24 protein-coding genes and 1 tRNA gene are annotated in these 23,419 nt (G+C 67.8%); 17 read left to right on the top strand and 8 right to left on the bottom strand.

Annotated elements, in window-relative coordinates; genetic code table 11:
• Window positions 1-123: 123 nt before the first annotated feature.
• Window positions 124-1,308, top strand: coding sequence for a glycosyltransferase (locus AA0Y20_RS13020; RefSeq protein ID WP_412939623.1), 1,185 nt, complete (start codon window positions 124-126; stop codon window positions 1,306-1,308).
• Between the two features lie 58 nt (window positions 1,309-1,366).
• Here the strand turns inward: AA0Y20_RS13020 and AA0Y20_RS13015 are convergent, their stop codons facing one another.
• Window positions 1,367-2,224, bottom strand: a complete 858-nt coding sequence (locus tag AA0Y20_RS13015) for a LuxR C-terminal-related transcriptional regulator (protein ID WP_412939621.1) — start codon at window positions 2,222-2,224, stop codon at window positions 1,367-1,369.
• A gap of 122 nt (window positions 2,225-2,346) precedes the next feature.
• On the opposite strand from AA0Y20_RS13015, the gene AA0Y20_RS13010 reads away from it, so the two are divergent.
• Both AA0Y20_RS13010 and AA0Y20_RS13005 read left to right on the top strand, forming a co-directional pair.
• Window positions 2,347-2,697 carry a DUF485 domain-containing protein gene (locus AA0Y20_RS13010; RefSeq protein WP_412939619.1) on the top strand — a complete coding sequence of 117 codons (351 nt, stop codon included), beginning with the start codon at window positions 2,347-2,349 and terminating at the stop codon, window positions 2,695-2,697.
• Between the two features lie 17 nt (window positions 2,698-2,714).
• Window positions 2,715-4,331: a cation acetate symporter gene (locus AA0Y20_RS13005; RefSeq protein ID WP_412939774.1), complete on the top strand. Its 1,617-nt coding sequence runs from the start codon at window positions 2,715-2,717 to the stop codon at window positions 4,329-4,331.
• Between the two features lie 71 nt (window positions 4,332-4,402).
• Here the strand turns inward: AA0Y20_RS13005 and AA0Y20_RS13000 are convergent, their stop codons facing one another.
• Window positions 4,403-4,924 carry a methylated-DNA--[protein]-cysteine S-methyltransferase gene (locus AA0Y20_RS13000; protein ID WP_412939618.1) on the bottom strand — a complete coding sequence of 174 codons (522 nt, stop codon included), beginning with the start codon at window positions 4,922-4,924 and terminating at the stop codon, window positions 4,403-4,405.
• A gap of 166 nt (window positions 4,925-5,090) precedes the next feature.
• On the opposite strand from AA0Y20_RS13000, the gene AA0Y20_RS12995 reads away from it, so the two are divergent.
• A complete protein-coding gene (locus AA0Y20_RS12995; protein WP_412939617.1) occupies window positions 5,091-8,819 on the top strand; it encodes an AAA family ATPase in 3,729 nt (1,242 codons plus the stop codon).
• Complete coding sequence (locus AA0Y20_RS12990) at window positions 8,806-9,000, top strand: hypothetical protein (RefSeq protein ID WP_412939616.1); 195 nt, start codon at window positions 8,806-8,808, stop codon at window positions 8,998-9,000. Before AA0Y20_RS12995 ends, AA0Y20_RS12990 begins: the two co-directional genes overlap by 14 nt.
• A gap of 5 nt (window positions 9,001-9,005) precedes the next feature.
• Here AA0Y20_RS12990 and mscL read toward each other — a convergent pair whose 3' ends face one another.
• From mscL to AA0Y20_RS12975, 3 genes are read right to left on the bottom strand one after another with little or no spacing between them, the layout of a single operon-like run.
• Window positions 9,006-9,500 (bottom strand): large conductance mechanosensitive channel protein MscL, encoded by a 495-nt coding sequence (gene mscL, locus AA0Y20_RS12985; RefSeq protein WP_412939615.1) that lies wholly within the window; start codon window positions 9,498-9,500, stop codon window positions 9,006-9,008.
• 30 nt (window positions 9,501-9,530) lie between these two features.
• Window positions 9,531-9,809, bottom strand: coding sequence for an FmdB family zinc ribbon protein (locus AA0Y20_RS12980; RefSeq protein WP_091503315.1), 279 nt, complete (start codon window positions 9,807-9,809; stop codon window positions 9,531-9,533).
• A 13-nt stretch (window positions 9,810-9,822) separates the two neighbouring features.
• On the bottom strand, window positions 9,823-10,419 hold the full coding sequence (locus AA0Y20_RS12975; RefSeq protein WP_412939614.1) for a 5-formyltetrahydrofolate cyclo-ligase: 597 nt from the start codon (window positions 10,417-10,419) through the stop codon (window positions 9,823-9,825).
• Between the two features lie 65 nt (window positions 10,420-10,484).
• Between AA0Y20_RS12975 and galU the strand changes: the two genes are divergently transcribed.
• The 3 genes from galU to AA0Y20_RS12960 all read left to right on the top strand — a co-directional run bounded on the left by galU (window position 10,485) and on the right by AA0Y20_RS12960 (window position 13,000).
• A complete protein-coding gene (galU, locus tag AA0Y20_RS12970; protein ID WP_412939613.1) occupies window positions 10,485-11,363 on the top strand; it encodes a UTP--glucose-1-phosphate uridylyltransferase GalU in 879 nt (292 codons plus the stop codon).
• 20 nt (window positions 11,364-11,383) lie between these two features.
• Window positions 11,384-12,025, top strand: a complete 642-nt coding sequence (locus AA0Y20_RS12965; protein WP_412939612.1) for a GNAT family N-acetyltransferase — start codon at window positions 11,384-11,386, stop codon at window positions 12,023-12,025.
• A gap of 72 nt (window positions 12,026-12,097) precedes the next feature.
• The gene (locus AA0Y20_RS12960; RefSeq protein ID WP_412939611.1) at window positions 12,098-13,000 is read left to right on the top strand and encodes a large exoprotein; all 903 of its coding nucleotides are present in this window, start codon (window positions 12,098-12,100) and stop codon (window positions 12,998-13,000) included.
• Between the two features lie 7 nt (window positions 13,001-13,007).
• Here the strand turns inward: AA0Y20_RS12960 and AA0Y20_RS12955 are convergent, their stop codons facing one another.
• On the bottom strand, window positions 13,008-14,207 hold the full coding sequence (locus tag AA0Y20_RS12955) for an amidohydrolase family protein (protein WP_412939609.1): 1,200 nt from the start codon (window positions 14,205-14,207) through the stop codon (window positions 13,008-13,010).
• 57 nt (window positions 14,208-14,264) lie between these two features.
• Between AA0Y20_RS12955 and AA0Y20_RS12950 the strand changes: the two genes are divergently transcribed.
• The 6 genes from AA0Y20_RS12950 to AA0Y20_RS12925 all read left to right on the top strand — a co-directional run bounded on the left by AA0Y20_RS12950 (window position 14,265) and on the right by AA0Y20_RS12925 (window position 17,583).
• Window positions 14,265-14,337, top strand: a tRNA-Ala gene (locus tag AA0Y20_RS12950).
• 271 nt (window positions 14,338-14,608) lie between these two features.
• Entirely contained in the window at window positions 14,609-14,758 is a 150-nt protein-coding gene (locus tag AA0Y20_RS12945) for an LPXTG cell wall anchor domain-containing protein (protein WP_412939607.1), read from the top strand.
• Window positions 14,759-14,900: 142 nt separating this feature from the next.
• Window positions 14,901-15,656, top strand: a complete 756-nt coding sequence (locus tag AA0Y20_RS12940; protein ID WP_412939606.1) for a hypothetical protein — start codon at window positions 14,901-14,903, stop codon at window positions 15,654-15,656.
• Window positions 15,657-15,869: 213 nt separating this feature from the next.
• Complete coding sequence (locus AA0Y20_RS12935) at window positions 15,870-16,001, top strand: hypothetical protein (RefSeq protein WP_412939605.1); 132 nt, start codon at window positions 15,870-15,872, stop codon at window positions 15,999-16,001.
• Between the two features lie 133 nt (window positions 16,002-16,134).
• Entirely contained in the window at window positions 16,135-16,404 is a 270-nt protein-coding gene (locus AA0Y20_RS12930; protein WP_412939604.1) for a hypothetical protein, read from the top strand.
• Between the two features lie 66 nt (window positions 16,405-16,470).
• The gene (locus AA0Y20_RS12925) at window positions 16,471-17,583 is read left to right on the top strand and encodes a CHAT domain-containing protein (protein WP_413331612.1); all 1,113 of its coding nucleotides are present in this window, start codon (window positions 16,471-16,473) and stop codon (window positions 17,581-17,583) included.
• Between the two features lie 269 nt (window positions 17,584-17,852).
• Here the strand turns inward: AA0Y20_RS12925 and AA0Y20_RS12920 are convergent, their stop codons facing one another.
• The gene (locus tag AA0Y20_RS12920; RefSeq protein WP_412939602.1) at window positions 17,853-18,116 is read right to left on the bottom strand and encodes a hypothetical protein; all 264 of its coding nucleotides are present in this window, start codon (window positions 18,114-18,116) and stop codon (window positions 17,853-17,855) included.
• Between the two features lie 515 nt (window positions 18,117-18,631).
• Between AA0Y20_RS12920 and AA0Y20_RS12915 the strand changes: the two genes are divergently transcribed.
• Genes AA0Y20_RS12915 through AA0Y20_RS12905 form a run of 3 tightly spaced genes read left to right on the top strand, consistent with a single transcriptional unit; the run spans window position 18,632 to window position 21,928 of the window.
• Window positions 18,632-19,588, top strand: coding sequence for an ABC-three component system protein (locus tag AA0Y20_RS12915; RefSeq protein WP_412939601.1), 957 nt, complete (start codon window positions 18,632-18,634; stop codon window positions 19,586-19,588).
• A complete protein-coding gene (locus tag AA0Y20_RS12910) occupies window positions 19,581-20,060 on the top strand; it encodes an ABC-three component system middle component 2 (protein WP_412939600.1) in 480 nt (159 codons plus the stop codon). Before AA0Y20_RS12915 ends, AA0Y20_RS12910 begins: the two co-directional genes overlap by 8 nt.
• Complete coding sequence (locus AA0Y20_RS12905; RefSeq protein ID WP_412939599.1) at window positions 20,060-21,928, top strand: AAA family ATPase; 1,869 nt, start codon at window positions 20,060-20,062, stop codon at window positions 21,926-21,928. The genes AA0Y20_RS12910 and AA0Y20_RS12905 overlap by 1 nt, the downstream gene beginning before the upstream one ends.
• Window positions 21,929-22,442: 514 nt before the next feature.
• Here AA0Y20_RS12905 and AA0Y20_RS12900 read toward each other — a convergent pair.
• The gene (locus AA0Y20_RS12900) at window positions 22,443-23,354 is read right to left on the bottom strand and encodes a LysR family transcriptional regulator (RefSeq protein WP_412939596.1); all 912 of its coding nucleotides are present in this window, start codon (window positions 23,352-23,354) and stop codon (window positions 22,443-22,445) included.
• Between the last annotated feature and the right edge of the window lie 65 nt (window positions 23,355-23,419).

Here is a 23,419-nt window from a genome sequence, read left to right as displayed (position 1 = left end):
GCCGGTTCGCGGGACCGACGCCGACGCCGGTCGTTCACGCAACGCTCGTCCGCGGTTCACTCACCGCGGGCGGGCGTTGCCGCACGATGGATCGCACCCGCCGCGTCGATCCGAAGGTCCCGAATGAACGCTCCGCTTCGCGTCCTCTCCCTCACCGAGGGCTTCTTCGCGGGCGGAGCGCGCATCCTGCACAGCGACGTGGTCGGCGGCCTCCACCGGAGCGGAGAGCAGCACCACAGCGTGCTCGCGATCGCATCCCGGGCACGGCGCGACGCCACCGTTCAGCACATGGCCGCCGACCCGCGATATCGCTCGCTGCGCGCGGCGGGCATCGCGATCGCTTCGCTCGGAAAGACCGCGGGAGCCGTGCCGCACGCACCGCATGCCTTCTCGTCACGGCAGCTCCGCGCGGCTTCTCGTGCGATCGCCGCGGCCGATGTCGTGCTCACCCTCAAAGAGCAGCCGCTGGGACTGCTGCTCGCCCTCGACGACGCGATGATGCTGCCGGCCCGGCCCGTCGTGACCTGTCTGCACCGCTCCGATCCGGAGCACTCCGGCGAGGCCCTCGCCTGGCTCGCCGACGGCGTCCGCCGCGGGATCGTGACGGCCGCGGTGTCGTGTGCGCGGTCGACGGATGCCGCCTACGCGCCCGTCCTCGGCGGAGCGTCGCGTCACGTCGTCGACAACGGCATCGACCTGTCGCGGTTCCGCCCGTCGATCACCCGCGGAGGCGACCCGGTGCGGCGCGAGCTCGGAATTCCCGACGAGGCGGTGGTCGTCGTCTACGCGGCACGGTTCGACACGATGAAGGATCCTGAGCTCTTCCTGCGGTCCGTCGCGGCGCACCGCCGAATGATCCCGGACGCCCACTACGTCATGTGCGGCGCGGGCATGACGCGTGAGAACGCCGGCCTGCTCGCGATGTCGGACGCCATCGGCGCCGAGCGCGTGCATGCCCTCGGCATCCGAGACGACATGCCGGCGGTCTACCGCGCCGCCGACGTCGTCGCGCTCACGAGCGCCTTCGGCGAGGCGGCTCCGCTGTGTCTGCTCGAGGGCGCGGCGAGCGGCGCCGTGCCGGTCACGACGGATGTCGGCGACGCGGCCCGCCTCGTCGCCGGGATCGGCATCGTCACGTCGCGCGATCCCGATGCAATTGCCGCAGGCTGGTGCCGAGCCGTCGACGAGCGCGTCGCCTTCTCGGGAGTCGCGCTCGGCGCTCGCCGGCGGCTGGGCCGCGATCGGATGATCGCCGAGTACGCCGCGGTCATCGCCGAGCACGGCGGTCGCCTGCGCGTCGCGGCTTGATCCGGCGCCGCTGTCTGATCCGGCGCCGCTGTCGGCGGGCGAGCGCGGCGGCCCGGGGTCAGGGGAGGAGACCGAGGCGCCGAGCGCGGGCGACGGCGGCGTGACGGGTCGAGGCATCGAGCTTGGCCATCGCCGCCTGGAGGTACGACTTCACGGTGCCCTCCCTGAGGCTCAGGGCCGCTCCGATCTCCGCGTTGGTCGAGCCGAGCGCACAGCATGCCAGGACGTCGAGCTCGCGCGGTGAGAGCTGCACATCGGCATCCTTCGCGGAACCGGCTCCGTCGCCCGCGACCGTCGTGAGACGACGCTCGACCGCCGCGAGTCGTGCTCGAAGGTCGGCATCGTCGACGGTCGCGGCGATGCTGCGCAGCTCGGCGAAGCTCTCGCGCAGGTCTTCACGCGCGGCCGCCGACAGGCCTGCCGCGCCCTCGGGCGTCGGAGCGAGGGCGAGCCGCCGCTGCACCTCGTCGCGGATGCGCAGCTCGGTGCTGATCGCGTCGGCCGCGCGGAACGCCGGACGTGCGACGAGGTCGCCGACCGGAGCCTGTGACCAGGAGCCGCAGTACAGCACCCCGCGCGCTCGACCGTCGGTCACGATCGGCACGGCGAAGAGCGTCGAGATGCCCTCTCCGAGGATCGCGCGGTCGTAGTCGTGGGTGATGGTGCGTGCGGTGCGGTAGTCGAGGGCGAGCCGTGGGCGCTTCTCGACCATCGCGGCGCCGCCGAGTCCACGGCCGATCCTGACCACCAGGTCGTCGATCGAGTGCGACCGTGCTCCGGCGATGGCGGTGACGTGTACCGAGCCCTGCCTTTCGAGGCCGCCGAAGACGACCGGGAAGCGGGTGCTGCGGGCGAGGTCGTCCACCGCGCGGGAGACCAGTTGAGCGTCGTTCTCGGGTGCCGCCAGTGCCGTCACGCACTACCTACTTCCGGGGGTGACGGCCTCGTTGCCGCCTTTCGTAGCGTCGACCCTACCACCGCGGTCGCTCGACGACGACGACCGCCGGAGAGCTGCTCCCCATGAGGCAAGGAGGCCACATGACCGCATCGCCCACCCACTCGCCGCCGCCCGGCGGAGTGGACTACGTCGCCGTCGAACACTCGGCGCCGTTCCAGGAACTCAAGCGGAAACACCGCAGCTTCGTGTGGCCGCTGACGATCGTCTTCCTCGTCTGGTACTTCGTGTACGTGCTGCTGTCGTCGTTCGCGACCGACTTCATGGCTCAGCGGGTCTGGGGTGACATCACCGTGGGGCTGCTGTTCGGGCTCGGCCAGTTCGTCACGACGTTCGCGATCACGATGGGCTACGTCTGGTATGCCAACCACAAGCTCGACCCGATCTCGGCCTCGATCCGCAGCGCCCTCGAGCGGCAGGAGGCGGGTTCGTGAACGGATTCTGGGAAGCGGTGAACGGCGTCGGTGCCGCCGTCGTCGCGGCGGGCGAGACCGTCGACAACAATCCGGTGCTGAACATCTCGATCTTCGGCGCGTTCGTGGCGGTGACGCTGTTCATCGTCATCCGCGCCAGCCGCAACAACAAGACCGCCGCCGACTACTACGCCGCGGGTCGCTCGTTCACCGGGCCGCAGAACGGCTTCGCGATCGCCGGTGACTATCTGTCCGCGGCATCCTTCCTCGGCATCTGCGGTGCGATCGCGATCAACGGCTACGACGGCTTCCTGTACTCGATCGGATTCCTCGTCGCGTGGCTCGTCGCGCTGCTGCTCGTGGCCGAGCTCATGCGCAACACCGGCAAGTTCACGATGGCCGATGTGCTCTCGTTCCGGCTGAAGCAGACCCCGGTGCGCATGGCGGCCGCCATCACGACGCTCGCCGTGTGCTTCTTCTATCTGCTCGCGCAGATGGCGGGGGCCGGCGGGCTCGTCTCGCTGCTGCTGGGCATCACCGAGCAGGTCGGGCAGTCGATCGTGGTCGCCGTGGTCGGCGTGCTGATGATCGTGTACGTCCTCATCGGCGGCATGAAGGGCACGACCTGGGTGCAGATCGTCAAGGCGTTCCTCCTGATCGGCGGCGCGCTCGTCATGACGATCTGGGTGCTCGCGATCAACGGGTTCAACCTCAACACCCTGCTCGAGAGCGCGGTCGCCGCGTCGCCGAAGGGCGAGGCGATCCTCGGTCCTGGCCTGCAGTACGGCGCCAACCCGTGGGACTTCATCTCACTCGCGGTCGCGCTGGTCCTCGGAACCGCGGGCCTGCCGCACGTGCTCATGCGCTTCTACACGGTTCCGACCGCGAAGGAGGCCCGTCGGTCGGTCGTGTGGGCGATCTGGCTCATCGGCCTCTTCTACCTCCTCACTCTCGTGCTGGGGTACGGGGCGGGTGCCCTGGTCGGCCCCGAGCGCATCGCGTCGGCGCCGGGCGGGGTCAACTCCGCCGCCCCGCTCCTGGCCCTCGAGCTGGGCGGACCGCTGCTCCTCGGCTTCATCTCTGCCGTGGCGTTCGCGACGATCCTCGCGGTCGTGGCGGGTCTCACCATCACGGCGGCGGCATCGTTCGCGCACGACATCTATGCGAACGTGGTGAAGAAGGGAAACGTGCCGCCCGACGGCGAGGTCAAGGTCGCCCGGCGGACGGTCATCGTGATCGGCATCCTCGCGATCGTCGGCGGCATCGGCGTACAGGGGCAGAACGTCGCGTTCCTGGTGGCCCTCGCCTTCGCCGTCGCGGCGTCGGCGAACCTGCCGACGATCATCTACTCGCTGTTCTGGCGCAAGTTCACGACGCGCGGTGCGGTGTGGAGCATGTACGGCGGCCTGGCGGCAGCCATCATCCTCATCATTCTGTCGCCCGTGTTCTGGGGCACCGAGACGAGTGTGTTCAAGAACGTCGGAACGGCGATCTGGCCGCTGAACAACCCCGGCATCGTGTCGATCCCGCTCGGGTTCTTCCTCGGCTGGGTCGGATCGGTCACCGAGCGACGGCAGGAGGACCCGCTGAAGGCCGCCGAGATGGACGTTCGGTCGCTCACCGGTCACGGCGCGGAGAAGGCGGTCGACCACTAGACCGCACCCCCACCGCACGAACGACGGCCCCGGGCATGCGCCGCCCGGGGCCGTCGCCGTTCCGGTGCGGCCTACACGCGGCCGGAACCTCCGCTGCTCTCGAGGTCGAGCAGGAACCGTTTGCGTTCGGGGTGCCCGCCGTATTCACCGATCGACCCGTCGCTTCGGACGACGCGGTGCGCGGGCACGACGATCGAGAGGGGCGTCCGCGCGCAGGCCGAGCCGACGGCGCGATGCGCGCGTGGTGATCCGGCGGCGATCGCGATCTCGCCGTACGTCGCCACTTCGCCGTACGGCACCTCGCAGACGGCGCGCAGCGCGTCGCGGGCGAAGCCGGAGGGGGCGAGAAGCCAGTCGATGGGAGTCTCGAACCGCCGCAGTCGTCCCGTGAAGTAGGCGTCGAGCTCTGCGGTCGCATCGACGGCTGCATCGGGGTCGTGGACCGGCGGCGCGCCGAGGGCCACGGCGAGGTCGATGAGGGCGATCTCGGCCGGCCGGTCGAGGATGCCGAGAGAGGCGAGGCCCGTTCCGGTCACCACGACGAGGGCGTCTCCGATCGGCGTGGGATGTACCGCGAAAGCTGCGTCCGTCATGGCTCCATCATCTCGGGCGGTCTCACGTTCAGCGCGTGTCGGGACTCGGGCGGGGGAGAGGACCGCTCCCGTGAGCGCCGGGGAGGAAACGCCGATCGTCCGGCGTGTCGGCAATAGCGCGAAACTCGGTGGCGCCTGAGTGTCGGATGCAGTTGCTCCGCTTAGGGTGTGTGCTGTGTGGCGAGGAGATCGAGGAGCCGTCCGTCCGGACGCAACCGACGAGGTTCGGGTCGAATCGGTGACCCCGGCGCAGCTCGACGTCGCCGATGAGGACGTTGTCGTCGCCCACGTGGCCGACCCGGAGCGCGAGCACATCCGCGTGCAGGCGGCTCGACTCGGCGGCCGGTCGACGCTGCTCCACTACATCGCCTCCGACGATGTCGGCATCGACATCACCAAAGCCCATCCCGGCAGCCTGCCGCAGTTCATCACGGGCCGGTCGACACTGCTGTCGAACCTGTTCCGCGACGAGGTCGCACTGCGCACGGCGCGGCTCGCGGCCGGACGCATCACCGCGAAGGACGTCGAGCTCCGCACGACCCGTGGACTCGACACGGTCCACCTCGGCGTCGGGTTCGCGTCCTGGCGTGCGGGAGGCCTCACCTACAACGCCCCCGTCCTCCTGCGGCCGCTCGCCATCCGCCGTCATCACGGTGACTTCGACCTCAAGCTGCACGGCTCGTTCTCGGTCAACCCCGAGCTCGTCGAGGTCGCCCGCACGCACTTCGGCATCGACCTCGACCGCCGCGGGCTCGCCGCGCTCGCCTACGACGGCGGCATCTTCAAGCCCCAGCCCGTCATCGACCACTTGCGCGCCCTCACCGCGCACGTCGACACGTTCACCGTGCAGCCGCGTCTGATCGTCTCGACGTTCGCTGACGTCGCGGCGCGCGCCGAGCGCGACGCGGCCGATCTCGACGTGCCGGTGCTCAACGCGCTCGCGGGTCACGAAGACGACCGGGCACTCGTCGCGACGCGGTACCCGGTGCCCGACGCGGTCCCGTCGGACGACCGGCCACCGGCATCCGATCGTCTCCTGCTCGATGCCGACGCCGAACAGGAGGGCGTTCTCGACCGCATCGTCGCGGGCCAGTCGCTCGTGGTCCACACGCTGCCCGGCACGGGCGGCACGCAGACGATCATCAACGCCGTCGGCGAGCTGGTCCGCCGTGGCAAGCGCGTCCTCGTGGTCAGCGCTCGCCGCTCGACCCTCGAAGGCGTCCGCCACCGCCTCGCCGGTATCGGGCTGCCCGGTCTCGCCGTGTCGCCCCGGGGCGTCCATCGCGACCTCATCCGTGCGATCGCCCGGAACGAGAAGGCGCAGCACCCGAAGATGGGTGAGATCGACGATGCCCTGGTGCGCCTGCGCACGGTGCTGCGCGACTACCGCGTCTCGCTGACGCAGCGGCATCCGATGCTCGGCGTCTCGCCCCTCGAGGTCCTGCAGAAGCTGACGACGATCGCCGGAGAGTCGCCGCAGCCCTCGGCCGCGACGCGATTCGACGCGGCGACCCTCCAGCGCCTCTCGACTCGTCGCGCCGAGGCCGCGGCCTCGCTCGCGACCGCTGCCCGCCTCGGTGAGTTCCGTTTCGGTCCCGACGACTCACCCTGGTACGGCGTCGCGTTCGAGACGACCGAGCAGGCACGCGCCGCGCACGCGCTCGCGGGTCGTCTGCACCGCACGGAGATCCCCGAGATCCTCGAGCGCGGTTACGAGCTCATCGGACAGACGCGGATGCGGCCGTTCACGACCCTCGCCGAGCTCGGCGCCTACATCCGGCTGCTGCAGGGCATCCGCGCCTCGCTCGACCGCTTCAGCCTCACGGTCTTCGAGCGTCCGCTGGGCGACCTCATCGAGGCGCACTCGACCCGCCGTGACACTCCGGAGATGAACGGAGCCACGCGGCGCCGACTGCGCCGGCTGTCGAAGGAGTACGTGCGCCCCGGCATGCACGTGACCGACATGCACGACGCGCTCGTCCGCGTGCAGAAGCAGCGCGAGCAGTGGCAGCGCCTGGCAGAGGTGGGCGTCGTCCCGGAGATTCCCGCAGGCCTCGACGCCGTCGCGACCTCGTGGCAGCGCGTCGACGCCGACCTCGGCGAGCTCTCGCGAGTGCTCGGCCCCGGTCACGACCTGCTGGCGACCCCAATCACGGATCTCGTGCGGATCCTCGCCGGGCTCGCCGCCGACTCCGACGTCTTCGACAACCTCGTCGAGCGAGCCACGCTGCGCGGTGAACTGGCGGCCCTCGGCCTCGAGGGACTGCTGACCGAGCTCTCCGTCCGCCACGTGCCCGAAGAGCGCGTCGCGTCGGAGTTCGAGTTCGCCTGGTGGCAGTCCGCTCTCGAGGCGATGCTCCGCAGCGATCGCGCGCTGCTCGGCGCGAACACCAGCGTCGTCGACCGCCTCGAGCGCGACTTCCGTCTCGTCGACGAGGCCCACGCGGCATCGGCGGGCCAGCAGCTGGCAGCCGAGCTCGCGACGCGATGGAAGATCGCGATCGTCGACGAGGCCGACGAGACCGCCTCGCTCAAGGCGGCGCTGCGCGAGGGCACGGCCTCGGCGGCCGAGCTCCTCGCGGTGGCTCCGAAGCTGCTCCGGACGCTCGCGCCGGTGTGGATCGCGTCACCGTACGAGGTCGCCGCGTTGCCCGCACGTCCCGCGTTCGACGTCGTGATCCTGGCGGATGCCGGTGCCCTGAGCGTCGCCGAGTCCGCTGCAGCCTTGCGCCGCGGACGCCAGGTCGTGGCCTTCGGCGACCCGGTCACCCAGCGGCCGACTCCCTTCGAGATCGCCGCTGATCGCGACCCGTCCGATGAGCCGATCGTCGACCCCGACGAGAAGAGCGTCTTCGAGCGCCTCGCCGAGATCGTCCCGGTCGAGACGCTGACCCGCAGCTACCGGGCGGGCGGCGAAGACCTCGCCGAGCTCGTCAACGAAGCCTTCTACGGTGGCGAGATCGTCTCGTTCCCGTGGGCCGGGTCGTACCTCGGTCGCGGCAGCCTGAGCGTCGACTACGTCGAGGGCGGCGTCGGTGCGCCCGACCCGGATTCCGGTGCCGTCGAGAGCCCCGATGCCGAGGTCGCCCGGGTCGTGACGCTCGTCGTCGAGCACGCCGTGAACCGTCCGAACGAGTCGCTGATGGTCGTCACCGCGTCGACGAAGCATGCCCTGCGCATCCGCGCCGCCGTCGAGGCCGCCTTCGCGGGACGCTCGGATGTCGCAGAGTTCGTCGGTCGCGAGACGGCCGAGCCGTTCGCCGTGCTCGGGCTCGAGGAGTCGGTCGCCGAGAGCCGCGATCGTGTCGTGTTCTCGCTCGGGTACGGGCTCACGCGCCATGGCCGTGTGCTGAGCGACTTCGGCGTGCTGTCGGGCCCGGACGGTGAGCGTCTGTTGACCGTCGGCATGACCCGCGCCCGCCGCTCGATGGTGATCGTGTCGTCGATCCGCCCGTCCGCGTTCGATGACGGACGCCTCGAGAACGGCGCCGCGACGCTCATGTCGATCCTCGGCGGTATCGCGGCCCGGGCTCGCGAGGCCCGCCTCGAAGACCTCGCCGACCCGCTGACTCTCGCGCTGGCGCAGAACCTCCGACGCCTCGGTGTCGCGGTCGATGTCGCGTACCGCGGACTGCTGCCGCTCGTGGCCCAGCGCGACGGCAAGGCCGTCGTGGTCGAGGGCGACCCCGAGACGATCGGGCAGTCGCTGCGTGAGTCGCTGCGCTTGCGGCCCCAGATCCTGCGGCGGCTGGGATGGCACTACATCCGCGTGCACTCGTTCGACCTCTACAGCGACCCTGCCGGCGTGGCCGCGCGCGTCGCTGCGATCCTGGGCGTCGAGCCCGAGGCGCCGACCGCGGATGCGAGCACCGAGCCGCTCGATGTCATCGAGTGATCGGCAGCGGGTCGAGCGCGTCGGAGGTCGTCGCGCGCGACTGACCGCCGCCCCGGGCACCACGGCCGAGCCGACATCCGCCGACGAGACGACGGATGCCCCGGCCGGCGCCGAGGGCGCGGCCGGGGCATCGGGTCCGAACGATGCGCGGATGCGGAACGAGGTTCCGCCGCACTACTGAACCGCTCAGGCGGAGGGGGCCGCCGGGGGAGTGTTCTGCGAGCGGCGGAGCGGCGCATCCGCGGGTGCCGGAGCCGTGCTCGTCGCAGCGGTGGCTGCGTTGTTGCGCTCGAGCAGGTCGCGGATCTGGATGAGCAGTTCCTGCTCGGTCGGGAGCTTCGCAGCCTCTTCGACCACGCCCGCCTTCGCGGCCTGCCGCTCCTTCCACTTGTTCATCGGCACGACGAACACGAAGTACACGACGAGAGCGACGGCGAAGAAGCTGATGACGGCGGTGATGAGCTCGCCGAGCGGGAAGGTGACTTCCTCGCCGTGGATGCCGGTGAGCTTGGGGCCGGCGATACCTTCGGCGTTCGGCTGATAGACCAAGCCGACGAGCGGGTTGATGATGCTTGAGACGATCGCATTCACGATTGCCGTGAACGCACCGCCGATGACCACGGCGACAGCCAGGTCGATGACGTTGCCGCGCATGATGAAGTCGCGGAAGCCCTTGATCATAGCTCTCCTCCCTTTCCGGCGGTGCCGGGTCTACGAACCCGCCGCAGCGGGCGAGGACTTGGCCTCGGGCTTCGATGATGCCGAAGACGACGAGTCGCCGCCACTGCTTGACGCGCCCGACCCCGATCCGGATGCGCGCGAGTCGGTGCGGTAGAAACCGCCGCCGTTGAAGGTGACGCCGATCGATCCGTACTGCTTGCGCAGCTCGCCCGAGCACTCGGGGCAGACCGTCAGTGCGGGCTCGGCGAACGACTGGACCGCATCGAAGCGGTGCCCGCACGACTTGCAGGCATAGGCGTAGGTGGGCATGGTTCCTCGGGATTCAGTGCGCCTCGGGAACGAGGACGACGGTTCGGGTGGGAGTGACGACGCCGGTCACCGGCTGATCGTGGAGATCGCGCGGCACCTCGTCGACGAGTTCGGAGTCGAAGAGCACGGCGTACACCGGCGGGCGGTTCTCCATCGAACCGAGGGTCTTGTCGAAGTAGCCGCGCCCCCAGCCCAGACGCATCCCTGCGGCGTCGACGGCTGCAGCGGGAATCACGAGGAGGTCGACGTCACCGACGGAGATCGGGCTCAGGACCTCGCCCACGGGCTCCGGTACGCCGAAGAGTCCGTCTGCGACGGCAGCGCCCGGCTCGGCGACGACCCAGTCGAGCAGCCCGTCGTTCCGGCTGATCGGCAGAAGCACCCGGACGCCCGCCGCGACGGCCTCGTCGATGAAGGCGCGGGTGCCCGGCTCGGTCGGCGCCGAGAGATAGCACGAGATCGAGCGGGCACCGGTGCGGGCGACGAGTTCTCGAAGTTGCGCGCGGATGCCGTCGGCGGCCGTCTCGCGGGCCGCATCCGACATCCCGTATCGGCGTTCGCGAAGGTCCGCTCGCAGCGCGCGCTTGGCGTTGTCGATCGCGTCGGACATGCCCCGATTGTAAAGGGTGTGCGCGTTACGGCTCGTCTGCGGCGCCTGATCGATATGGTGGTCCCATGTCTCAGCAGCGCATCAAGGCGGTCATCCCCGCCGCAGGCCTCGGCACCCGTTTCCTTCCCGCCACGAAGGCGATGCCCAAGGAGATGCTGCCGGTCGTCGACAAGCCGGCCATCCAGTACGTCGTCGAAGAAGCGACGCAGGCCGGCATCGACGACGTCCTGATCATCATCGGGCGCAACAAGAACAATCTGTCGAACCACTTCGACTCCGTTCCCGAGCTCGAGCACAACCTCACCCGCAAGGGCGACGACGTCAAGCTGCGCAAGGTCCAGGAATCGTCCGACCTCGCCGACATCCACTTCGTGCGTCAGGGTGAGCCGAAGGGCCTCGGGCATGCCGTGCTGCGTTCGCGCGCTCACGTCGGCGACGCGACCTTCGCCGTCATGCTCGGCGACGACCTCATCGACGAGCGCGACCCTCTGCTGCCGAAGATGCTCGCCGAGCAGGAGCGCTCGGGCCTCACCGTCGTGGCCCTCATGGAGGTCGACCCCGATCAGATCCACTTGTACGGTGCCGCTGCCGTCGAGCCGACCGACGACCCGGATGTCGTGAAGGTCACGGGCCTCGTCGAGAAGCCGAAGAAGGAGGACGCGCCGTCCAACTACGCGATCATCGGCCGTTACGTCCTCAAGCCCAACGTGTACGACATCCTCGAGCGCACCGAGCCGGGCAAGGGCGGCGAGATCCAGCTCACCGACGCGCTTCAGGAGCTCGCGACCACCGAGGGCGTGCTGGGCGTGGTCTTCCGCGGACGCCGCTACGACACGGGTGACCGGCTCGACTACATCAAGGCGATCGTGCAGCTCGCGTCCGACCGTGACGATCTCGGCCCCGAGCTGCGACCGTGGCTGAAGGACTTCGTCGAGACCCTCTGACACGAGAGACGGGAACGCGCGTGGATGCCACCGCACCCCGCCACCACGGACCGGTGGCGATCCGGTTGATCAGGCCGCGCGACGCCCGCATCCTGCAATCCGAGCTGCTCGCGAACCGGTCGTGGTTGCAGCGGTGGGAAGCGACGAGCCCCGACGGTCCCGTGTCGTTGGACATGCGCCTCGGGATCCGACGTCTGCTGCAGCAGTACCGTGACGGCAGCGGCGTACCGCTCGTCATGGAGCACGAGGGGCAGATCGCCGGGCAGCTGAACGTCTGGGGCATCGCGCGCGGCTCACTGTCGTCGGCGACGATCGGATACTGGGTGAGCGAGCGGTTCGCCGGCAAGAGCATCACGCCGACAGCCGTCGCCCTCGCGACGGACCTGTGCTTCGACGAGCTGCGACTGCACCGTATGGAGATCTGCATCCGGCCCGAGAATCGGGCGAGTCTGCGCGTCGTCGAGAAGCTGGGTTTCCGCTACGAGGGGTTGCGTCGTCGCTACATCCACATCGACGGCAATTGGCGCGATCACTTCGCTTTCGCCCTCGTGGCGGAGGATGTCCCGCGCGGCGTACTCGGGCGCTGGCTGGAGGGCGCCGTGCCTCCCGATGCGGCGACCGTTCCCCTTGCCGACCGGCGCGCGGCGGGAATCGAACCTTAAAGGTGAACAAGAACTTCAGACACGCGGGTGTCGGAGGTGGCACGACGCGGGTTGCCACGTACGGTTGATCCCATGGGTGGGCAGGTTCTCGGCGGCGGCGTGATCGTCCTCGTCGCGGTCGCGTTGTGGATGGTCTATCTGCTTCCCTCCTGGCACAGTCGTTATCGCTACGACGCCGCCGAACGCAACGCCGTCCGCCTGAACCAGGCGCTGCGCGTGCTCGCCGAGACGGCCGAGGCGCCCGAGGAGGTGCGGGTCGAGCTCTCGACGCGCACCGCGCTGGCGCAGCAGAAGCTCGCCCGTCAGGTGCAGCACGAGAAGGAGCAGCTGCGGCTCGAAAGCGATCGCCGTCAGCTCATCGAGGCGCGCCGCGAGGTCCGCGTTGCGCGGACGGCTCGCATGACCTCGCCCGAGCACCGCGCCCGTGTGCGTCGCCGGCTTCGTCTCGCGACCACGATCGTCGCCCTGCTGGCTCTCGGCGCGACCGGTGCTGGTGGCTGGATGCTGGCGTCGTCGGGGTCGGCCGCGCTGTTGGTCGCGGGCGTCGCAACGCTGCTCGTCACCGCTGTCGTCCTCAATCGCATGGCCGCCGTGGCTCGACGCGCCGTCCGCTCGGCAGCTGCCGCTCCCGCCGTCGTCGCCCGTGTCGAGGCGGCGTCCGCCGTCGTGCCCGAGTTCGAGTTCGCCGACGCGCGTGCCACCTGGACCCCGCGCGAACTGCCCCGCCCGCTCACGGCCTCAGCCGGTTCGCGCGCCGCGGCTGTCCTCGACGAGGTCGACGCGCGCGAAGCGCTACGCCAGGCCGCCGTCGGTGAGGCGATCCAGCGCGAGGCCGAGCGCCGCGCGCCGACCTCCCTGGCCGCGAGTCGGGCCGCCAAGGCACCCACCCCGGCGTTCGTGCCGACCGGCCAGGTCGACGACGCGCAGATCGAGGACCACGTCCGGCGTCTGCTCGCACAGCGCGCAGCCGGCTGACACCGGCTCAGCGCTGGAACAGGACGCGCCCGTTACCGACGACCAGCTCGCGCTCCGGCGTCCGCACGAGGGCGTCCATCGGGTTCTCCGCGTCGACGAGCATGAGGTCGGCGCGGGAGCCCCGCACCAGTCCGCCGGCCGGTAGCCCCACGAATGGCGTTGAAGCGGCCGTCGCGATGTCGACCACACGGCGCAGATCCTCATCGCGGACGAGGCTCGAGGCGCGCGCATACTGCCAGGCGATCCCGAGCAGGTCGCCGGTGCCGTAGGGGCTCCACAGGTCTCGGATGCCGTCCGTGCCGAAGCCGAAGCGCACGCCCGCGGCATCCAGTTCGTGAAGCGGCAGCTGGGGGAGACGCAGGGGCGCGACGGTCGTCATCGTGATGTCGAGTGCCGCCATCGCCTGGAGCAGGTCGCGTCGCTGCGACGCGCCGACCTGTGCGAGAGCGAACCCGTGCGCGAGGTTGACGCGTCCGGCGAGTCCCGAACGCTGGGTGCGCTCGATGATGAGCTCGATCTGGAAGGCGCCGAGCTCGGCGGGGTCGTGCAGATGCAGGTCGATCCCGACGCCGCGCTCAGCGGCGACGCGGAATAGCGCGTCGAGCTGGCCGACGGGGTCACGATCGATCGTCGCGGGGTCGAGGCCGCCGATGAACTCCGCTCCCGCGACGGCCGCCTCGTCGAGCAGGTCGATGACGCCGGGGCGGCGCAGCACGCCGTCCTGGGGGAAGGCCACGATCTGCACCTGGAGGGATCCGTCGTAGGCGGCGACGGCTTCGCGCACGGCTTCGATGCCGCGCTGGGCGACACCGAGATCGACGTCGACATGCGTGCGAATGGCGGTGGTGCCGTGACGGACGAACTGTTCGAGAACCCGTGCCGTCGTCGACACGCTGGGGATGCCCAGCTCGGCGCGGCGGGCGCGTTCGTGCCGGATGCGGCCGTCGGTGCCGCCCTCGCCGCCGTACGACTGCCAGGGCAGGCCCCACCACGACTTGTCGACGTGAGCGTGAGTGTTGACGAGGCCGGGAAGCGCGAGCATTCCGCGTCCGTCGATCTCGAGGCCGGTGTCACCCGCCTCCATCGACGGCGCCGGCGGCGTTGCCGGCTCGACGGAGGTGATGAGGCCGTCGGCGATGCGGATGTCGACGGCGGTGGCGTCGGAGACGCGGACGTTGCGAATGACGGATGCCGCGGGGTGGTGCATCCCTCCATTGTGCGCGCACGGAGCAGTCCCGACAGCGTGATAGTGTGGGGGAGTTCCGGGCCTGTGGCGCAGTTGGTAGCGCGCTTCGTTCGCAATGAAGAGGTCAGGGGTTCGAATCCCCTCAGGTCCACCGAAACGGTCACTTTCCAACTACTGACTCAATCCGAATCAGGTTGAGTCTCGACTCCCGACGCGCCCGCAGTAGAGGGCGCGTTTGAGTTGGTGGCTTCGATGATCTCCACGAGCGAGCCCATCGGCTCGCGGAGTTCGCCACGAGGGTTCAACCTCTTGTAGACGACACACCCTCGGACGCCGGGACGGTCTCGCAGACGGTTGCCCTGCCGGCAGACGTCGCTGCCGGTGCGCACCAGGTCGAGGTCCGCGGCGCCGTCTCCGGGTCGGTGTTCCTTGATCTGACGGTTGTAGAGGGCCTCGCTGCCTCCGGTGGCGACGACGCGGCCTGGTTCGCGCTCGGTGGAGCCGGTGCGCTGCTGCTCGGCGCTGGCGTCACTATCGCCATGAGGCGCAGGCGGGCGGCGGTCCAGGGCTAACAGCGTCTACAGATCGCGGGGGCGAGCGCTTGCTAGTCCCCGCGTTCTGTTGTTCAGGGATCCTGCGCCCTACGGTTGTCGCATGCTCAGGGGCCGAGACCACGCAGTATCTGCGAAGACCGCTGTGCATTTTGGGATACCGGTGCGAAGTGGCCCGAAGTATGGCCTTCGCATCTCGCGAGAGACGTATGCGCAGATCAACAAGCGCTCCTCTACGCGCTTCCCGCGAGAGCTTGATCCGGCCCTCTGGGATGCGGTCGACGAGTCCTACGAGGACGAGGATCATCGCTTCCACACGGACGCGTGGTGCTTGGAGCAGCGAGCACGGGCGCTCGAGAACTACGACCTGAACATGGCGTACTTCGCGTCGCTGGACCACGCCGAGTTCGACCAGGTGGTGAGTCGGGCGGTCACCTCTCGGCGGGGTATGCGCGAAGTCCATGACCTCAACGAATGGGACGGCACATCCGGCCTGTACGTGATGGTGCTCGACAACTACTGCCAGGTGTACGTGGGCGTCGCCACAGGCGCTGGAGGGGTGAAGGATCGGATCCGGCGCCACTGGTCATCTAGTAAGGCCTTTGATCGGCTGCTCTGGGGCGGCGTGCACGATTCGATCCTCTCCATCGACAGCTTTCGCGCTCTGGACACCACACGCATCTTCGCGGCGAAGGTCAGCGATCCCTTTGCGCTGGAGGAGCGGGTAATTCGGGCGTTCCCGAGCGGGTTCGTCCTCAACCGGATCATCGGGGGCCGCGGCGACCTGGTCGCGTTCGCTCACCGCCTTGGCGTGGACATAAACAAGCATCGTGAGTTCGAAGCAGACCTCGTGCCGCAGCGAGGTGTCGACTCGCAGGGAGCTCGACCCGTGAGTCCGCTTGGAATTACACCAGTGTGATTCAGATGTCGGTGGGCGGGTCTACCATGTGAGCCACAAACAGAGCCCCGACCGGCCGTGTGGTCGAGCGAGGCTCTCATACGGCAGATCGGGGCCGGGGTGTCTTTGGACGGACTTCTCGACTCTAGGGGCTTGATAGCCCCTACGCGAGCTGGACTCTCGGGTTCGCTCGGGTGCATCTGCTTCTTCCTTCTCACGGAGAGGAGCGGGCCGATGGCCAAATCATCGTCTCGGTCGTCCAAGCCTTCGAAGGGGCAGCTGAGCAAGGCGGGGAAGACGCTCGCGTCCAACTCGTCCAGCAAGCCGGCCAAGTCGAAGGCGGGATCGACGCTCGGCAAGGGCTGAGCGCGTGGCAGGGAGGCTCAGCGACCTGATCGTCGCGGAGCCTCCCTGCCAGACCTTCACGATGATGAGTACACGGCCTGCTGCTTCTCCGGAGACCCAGACGCCTACCAGGGCAGAAGGCGGTTCCAGCATCATGAGCAACGTTTCCTTCAACTTCGACGAGAACGCGTTCAAACGCATCGCGGAGGACGCAGTCAGAGACCTCGCGGCGAAGCAGACGCGCGAACTAGAGCAGATTCGGCAGCGGTACACCGGCCATCCGATCGCGGAGATCAAGCCTGCGCTCCAGCGGCTGTTCGCGGAGGACGGCGGCAGCATCACCGAGCCCGAGCTGACGGAGTGGGCGCAGCTGATCAGCGACGGCTCGCGGATCGAGTTCAAGCCCGAGAAGATCCGCTGGTGACGCTTCGGGCGGTGCGGCTCCTCCGGTCGCACCGTCCCGGCCGGATGAGGAACGGAGGTGTGAACCGTGGCTCGAAGTGACACCCTGCGATCAGAGATCGCTCGTCTGGAAGCGCGGAAGGGCGATCTCGCCCGTGACGTCGCCAAGCACGAGAAGGAGGCGGCCACCGCTCGAGAGGCCGCGGGTAAGAAGCGTGAGCAATCCGGCAGGACAAAGAGCGCCTCAACCGCGAGGTCGGCGCTCACTGCAGCGGGGCGGGAGGACAAAAAGGTCGTGACGGCTGAGCAGAAGATCGCCGCCGCGCGCAAACAGCTCGGAACGATTGAGAAGTCGCTCGCATCCAAGAAGTCCTCGCTCTCCACGGCGGAGGTGAGCGAGCGTCGGGCCGCGCAGACGACTCAGCGACAAGCGGACAGCAGACGCCGACGAGAAGAGCTGAGCCATGCTCGCGAGGTGGGGCGCTTGAATAACCCCGCTCCCCAAGTTCGCTACATCCAGGTGCGGCCGCCGGAACCCGAGAAGCTGCGCGTGCTCTACCTGACGGCCAATCCCGACGCAACCGAGACGACGATCACGCGACCGGACGGCAGCGTGGAGGAATACGGCACTTGGCTGCGAGTCGACCATGAGGTGCGCGAGGTCAAGAAGGCGATCCGCGGATCGAAGTACCGTGACCTCATCGAGGTCGAACACGCTCCCGCCGCCACGGTCGCAGATCTGATCGACGGTTTGAACGACCACCGCCCTCACATCGTCCACTTCTCAGGTCACGCTGGCCTCACCGGTCTACTCATGGAGAACGAAGCCGGGGACGAGGACGGGGCCGACGTGGAATTTACACTGCTCGCCCGCGTCCTCGGCGCGACTGACACTCCGCCCCGCCTGGTCGTACTGAACGCCTGCGAGAGCTTGGCGGGCGCCGATGACCTCCTGCAAACAGTTCCGGTAGTGATCGGGATGTCCGACACGATCAACGACACATCGGCCATCGTCTTCGCCGGAGCCTTTTACGCGGCGGTCTCCTCGGCGCAGTCCGTCGCGACCGCGCTCGAGCAAGCGAAAGTACTAATGTTCGCGGCCTCGCTCGATGGCGCTGACCTGCCCGAGCTACGCGCCCGTGAGGACGTCGATCCCGCCACGCTTGTGCTCGTCACGCCGCCAGCCATCACGACGACCTGACAGGCTTTCGCGCGGCGACGGTCTATGGGCTCAAGGAGCACGCCATGACCCCTGTTCACGTTCGATCAGACGGTTGCGAACCGCCTCCCAGCTGTCATTCACTGAGGGCGCGGGCGCTGCAGCGTGTTCCGGCGCCCGCTGCGTGACGCTCCTCGTCACCGGACGGCGGTCTCCGAGAGAACCAACCGAGTTCTCGGCCGCACTCGTGAAGTAGGCGATTCGCCTATGAGCGAATCGAACCCACCCGCCCCGTCCGGCAACGGCCTCGGCTACGGCCCGGTGAAGCCGCTTGCGGTCAGTTTGAACGGATCCACCCGTGCCCAGCTGGACATCATCGCGCATCTGCGCGATCGCAACGTCACTGACGAGGTCCGCCTTGTCATCGACGCATGGATCGAGCAGGCCAGAGAGATTCCGCTCTGCAGGCGCTCGCGGAGGCCGCTCGCGACGAGATCGAGCGTGAGGTGGCCGGGTTCGAGAGCGGCCTGGTCGTCGTAGATGGTCATCCGGTCGAGCAGTGCTTGGTTGAGCATGCGGCGCTCGGCGGGCTCGGCCTTGGCGTCGACCTCGTCGAGGCCGGTGACCAGCGCGAGGATGATGCAGTCCTACGTCGACGGCGACACGCAGCTTGCTTACCCGCTGGACGAGGAACGCCGACTGAGACAGTCCACGTCTAGCCGGAGGCCCGCTCCCGAAATGGTCCGGAGCGGGCCTGCGGCTGTTCGCCTACCGCTCGCCGACTTGGACGTTGCGCATGACGACTCCGGCACGACACAGACAAATGATCGCGAACAGCGGCAAGCATAACTCGATCCGTCGTCGGACCTTCGCGCAGCGAGGCGGCGTTGTCTCATAAGGTTGCGGAGAGACACTCGAACGAGGAGGTGCACGCGTGTCCGTAAGCACCCAGTCGAACGCCAGCAGGGGCGCACCACAACTCGTCGACCTGCCTGCTCCCGGTGCGTCTGGCGCCCCGGCACCGGCGCACTCTGGACCGCCCGTGCCCCCGGCGCACCGCATATACTTTTACGCGCCCGATGAGTGGGAAGTGTTCATTGCCGAATGGGCGACCGGCGTCGCTGTCTCGTACCGACAGATCAAGCAGCTCGGGGGCTCTGGCGACCGGGGTGTAGACGTCGCGGCGTTCAAGACCGACGACGGTCTTGAGGGAGCATGGGACTGCTTCCAGGCCAAGCATTACGTCGGATCACTTACCTGGTCCGACGCGTTCCCGGAGATGTTGAAGCTCTTCCACGGAGTCGTGGACGCCTTCTACTGCCTTCCGGATCGCTATGTGTTCGTCTCTCCGCGGGGATGCGGTCAGACGCTCAACCGCCTGCTGAGCAAGCCCACCGAGCTTCGCAGGAGATTCCTCGAACAGCTCGACGCGGGGGGCGCAGCAACGCGGTTGTACGATGGGCGGTCGCTGCAGTCGATTCGTGACCTCGCCGATTCATCGGACTTCTCGATCTTCCAGTCCCTCGAGTTCAACGAGATGCTCGACGTTCATCGCAAGACCCCGTATTACGCCGACAGGTTCGGAGCCTCTCTGCCCGCCCGGCCGGCCGTAGGACAGACCCCTACAGCTCTTGCTCCTGATGAAGCGATCTATCTCAAGAAGCTGGTGGACGTGTATAAAGAACAGGACCCGGTATCCGGTGCCGATGCGCACGAAATAGCCTCCCACGCCAAGTACGGCCCGCACCTCCAAAGACAGAGAGAAGCCTTCTATTCTGCGGAGGCACTGCGCCTGTACGCCCGGGATTCTGTACCGGACGGCACGTTCGAATTGCTCCAAGAAGACGTCCACACCGGTGTCATTGACACGGCAGAAGCCAACCATGCCAGCGGTCTCGACCGGCTCCGAGCCGTGCTCACCCAGTCCGGCCAGCTCGACCTCGGAGCGCACGCTCTCATCTCTGTATCAAAGCTCCAGGATCGTCAAGGCATTTGTCATCAACTGGCCAACGGTGGCAGGCTGACGTGGGTAGCCGTCAATGAGTAATCCACTCAACAGCCCGCTCGAAGTGGGCATGCGCGTGCTGATGATCCTGGTCGAAGCATTCCCCGCACATCTCGATATCAACCGTCTGGTGCTCCTCGACCACGGACTGCTCCATAGCGCGGACCTCGACGGCCCTGAGAGCCTCCACCCGCCGATCCCGGTACGAGTGGGCGAGCTCGGTGTGAAACGGCAGCACATCGAGGACGGTCTCCATGTCATGATCCGGGCTGGCCTCGCCGAGATGTCCGCCGAGGACAGTGGTATCGAGTTCTGGGCGAACGAGAGCTCCGAGAGCTTCCTCAGGTTGCTCGAAAGCGACTACGCGCACGCTCTCCACGACCGTGCGCACTGGGTCGTCGAAGAAGTCGGCGCTGTCGATGACGTGCGTCTGCGCGAACGTATGCGAGAGATATCCTCGCACTGGTCTGAGGAATTTGAGGTCATGCAACACGAGAGCGGAAACGACATCTGATGGCACGACTCACGCTTTCGCACCTGACGTTCACCGGTACCAACGCGACTCCGGCCTCGGTCGATTTTAGCCGCCACGTGACGGTCATCCATGGCCCGTCGGATACGGGTAAGTCCTTTATCGTCGATGCGATCGACTTCGTTCTCGGCGCCAAGCAGCTCAAAGAGATCCCAGAACGAGAGGGATACAGCCGCGTTCTGCTCGGCCTCGCACTCCCCACCGGCGAGCCCGTCACGCTCGCACGCTCGGTGGACGGCGGCGGCATCTCCCTCTACCGTGCCGATATCCGTGTCGAGCCCTCGACCCCTCCGGACGAGACCCTCGCGGCGAAGCACAGCGCGGCGAACATGAAAAACATCTCCCGGTACCTCCTCGATCAGGTCGGCCTCGACGAAAGGCACGTGAGGAAGAACGCGCAGAACGTGACCAACATGGTCAGCTTTCGCGACCTGACACGCCTGTGCCTCATCGGCGAAACCGAAATGCAAGCTGAAGAAGCGCCTGGTCTCAGCGGGAACCCGGTCAACAAGACCAAGGAGGTCTCGGTCCTCAAGCTGCTCCTGTCGGGCGAAGACGACTCCGCGTTAGCGGCGGTGCCCTCCGCTCAAGAGCAGAAGCGGTTACGCGGCGCTCGGCAGGAAGTCGTCGAGAGGATGCTCAGCCAACTCGAGTCGCAGCTTCAAGACGTTGCCGAGCCGGCAGAGCTCATGACGCAGCTTGGCAAGCTCAACCGCACGATCGACGACCACAGCACGATGCTTGGGACTCTCGCGGCGCAGCGTGGACAACTTCTCCGGGACTACAACGAACTCCAGTCGGCGGACAGTGCCCAGCGGTCGGAATACTCGGACGCCGCGGCGCTCCGCCAGCGGTTCGCTCTCCTGCAGCGGCAGTACGAAAGCGATCTTGCGCGCCTGGAGATGATTGCGGAGGCCGGGAACCTGCTCGGCTATTTCCGACGGAGGACTTGCGTGTTCTGTGGTGCAGAACCGGCCAGCCAGCACCTCAATGTAGGTTGCGAAGGAGACTCCACTAGCTTCGGCCGCTCCGTCGACTCCGAGACTCGCAAGACCCAAGGCCTTCTCGATGACCTCCGCGTCACGATCGAAAGCCTCGACACGCGAACCGAAGCCCTTCGAACGTCGATCAGCATGACGCGTCGAAACGCCATGGCGCTGCAGAAGGGCATCGAAGAGCTCGACGCGAGGATGAACCCCGAGAAGGGAAACCTCCGCGAACTTCTTGGCAAGCGCAGCGAGATCGAGAAGCACTTGAGCCTCTACGAGCAGGTGAAGACCTTGGAGGACATGATCCGGCGGATCGCCGACGAGACTGAGGCGGAAGTAGCGACCGCGGTTGCGGGGCTGAGCCTGACCGCCGTACGAGAGTTCTCGGCCGAGATTTCCAAGCGCCTCGCCGAATGGGGCTATCCAGGTGCCGGTTCCGTTCGGTATGACCGAAGCGAACTGGACATCATCGCTGGCGATCAACAGCGTGCGGCCCATGGCAAGGGGGTGCGTGCCGTCCTTCACGCCGCGTTCACACTGGCGCTCGCTCAGTATTGCTTTGACCGGGAGCTGCCGCACCCAGGGTTTGTAGTCCTCGACTCGCCTCTCGTCACGTACCGTCCACCGGACCAGTCCTCAGAACGAGGCGATGAACCACCCGAAGGCGTTGTTCGGGCCTTTTACCGCGACGTTCAGGACAACTTCGACGGTCAGATCATCATCGTGGAGAACACGGACCCACTGGACCCGCTCGGGGCCGATGCTTTCGACATTCGCTTCACGAAACGTGTTGATGACGGACGGTACGGATTCATGCCTGCTGTGGCCGACGACGGGTCGGCTGGCGCCCTAGCGATTTGAAGACTGATCCGAGACGTTTGAAAGTGCCACCGCCTACCGTTCGCGGCCGTGGATGCCCAGCCTGACAATGCCAACGCGTAGCAGGTGCGTACGTACGTTGCCCGCATCGAAATCGACCCACGCGCCACTGTTCACCAGCGACTCGCCCTGCTCCAAGCGGCGGACGATCTCGAGCACCTGCACCGGTGCCGGTCCTTTCCCACGGATTGTCGCGCTCCCGCAGATGGTACGCGGGCCGCTGTCGGCTACACCCAGATCGTCCGTGACCCGGCCCAGGGTCTCCCTGGTCTCATAGCGTCGTCCAGCGCCGTCACCGTCAGCCGACGGACAGGCAGCGGAAGGCGCTGCACGAAGTCGGGACAAGTCGCGGTTGGCCAGGGGCGACGAGGGATCATCACGTGGGCCGTGACCACGCGCTGTAGCGATGGGGCAAGCTCCGACCACTATCTCGCCACGTCCACCGAAACGAGAAACCGGCATCCATCAGGATGCCGGTTTTCGCATATGCGGACGGTCAGCCGGCGACGAGCTGCTCGCGGGCGACATCGACGAGGATCTGGTGCATCGCGCGTTCTCCGGGCGGGCGTACGCGGTCGCTCCGGTGCGCGATGACGATGCGCCGCGAGGGCGCCTCCTGGCCGAGGCTCACGATGCGCACGTCAGGTCGCGCTGAGACGACGGCTGTGCGAGGCGCGAGGGCGACGCCGAGCCCGACGCTCACCATGGCGAGGGCCTCCTGATAGTCGTTGGCCTCGAACGCGATGGCTGGCGTGAAGCCCGCCGCTCGGCAGCTGCGCTCGAGCACCTCCGCCACGGGGTGATCGCGCTTGCGCACGATCCACTCCTCGTGTCGGAGCATCGACATCGTGACGTGACGCGTGCGGCCGAGGCGGTGGTCCTGCGACACCACCAGCACCGTCGGGTCTTCGAAGAGGGGAGTGATCGAGAGGTCGGGCTCGTCGATGCGGTTCCACTCGTAGTCCCACAGCAGCGACAGTCCGATGGTGTTCTCCTGCAGGGAGGCGACGAGTTCGTCGAACCGGGCGCTGTGCACGTCGAGGCGCACATCGGGGTAGTCCCGTCGGAAGCGACTGATCGCGATGGGCATGAGGGTGGTGCCGATCGTGGGAAACGTGCCGACTGCGATCCGGCCGCGGCGCAGGCCCGCCAGCTCGCCGAGCTCGGACTCCGCAGCCCGCAGTCGGCGCAGGATGTATCGGGCATGGCCGGCGAGCAGAGCACCGGCCTCGGTGGCGACGACGCCGCGCGGTTGACGGCGCACGAGCGGCTGACCGACCTCCTGCTCCAAGCGCTGAAGCTGTTGCGACAGCGCCGAGGGGGAGTAGCCGAGTGTCTTGGCAGCCGCCGTCAGCGAGCCGTGATCGAGGATCGTCACCAGAACAGCAAGTCGTCGCACATCGAGCATGGGGCCTCACTTCCGGTCCTCACCGTACAGCCGAACGACTTTGGGCTGAAAGCAGATGAAGCGCA

It is taken from the genome of Microbacterium pratiae, assembly GCF_047302165.1.
GTDB lineage: Bacteria > Actinomycetota > Actinomycetes > Actinomycetales > Microbacteriaceae > Microbacterium.
Note: the sequence above shows the minus strand (reverse complement) of the source record. Positions and strands in the feature narration are given on the sequence as shown.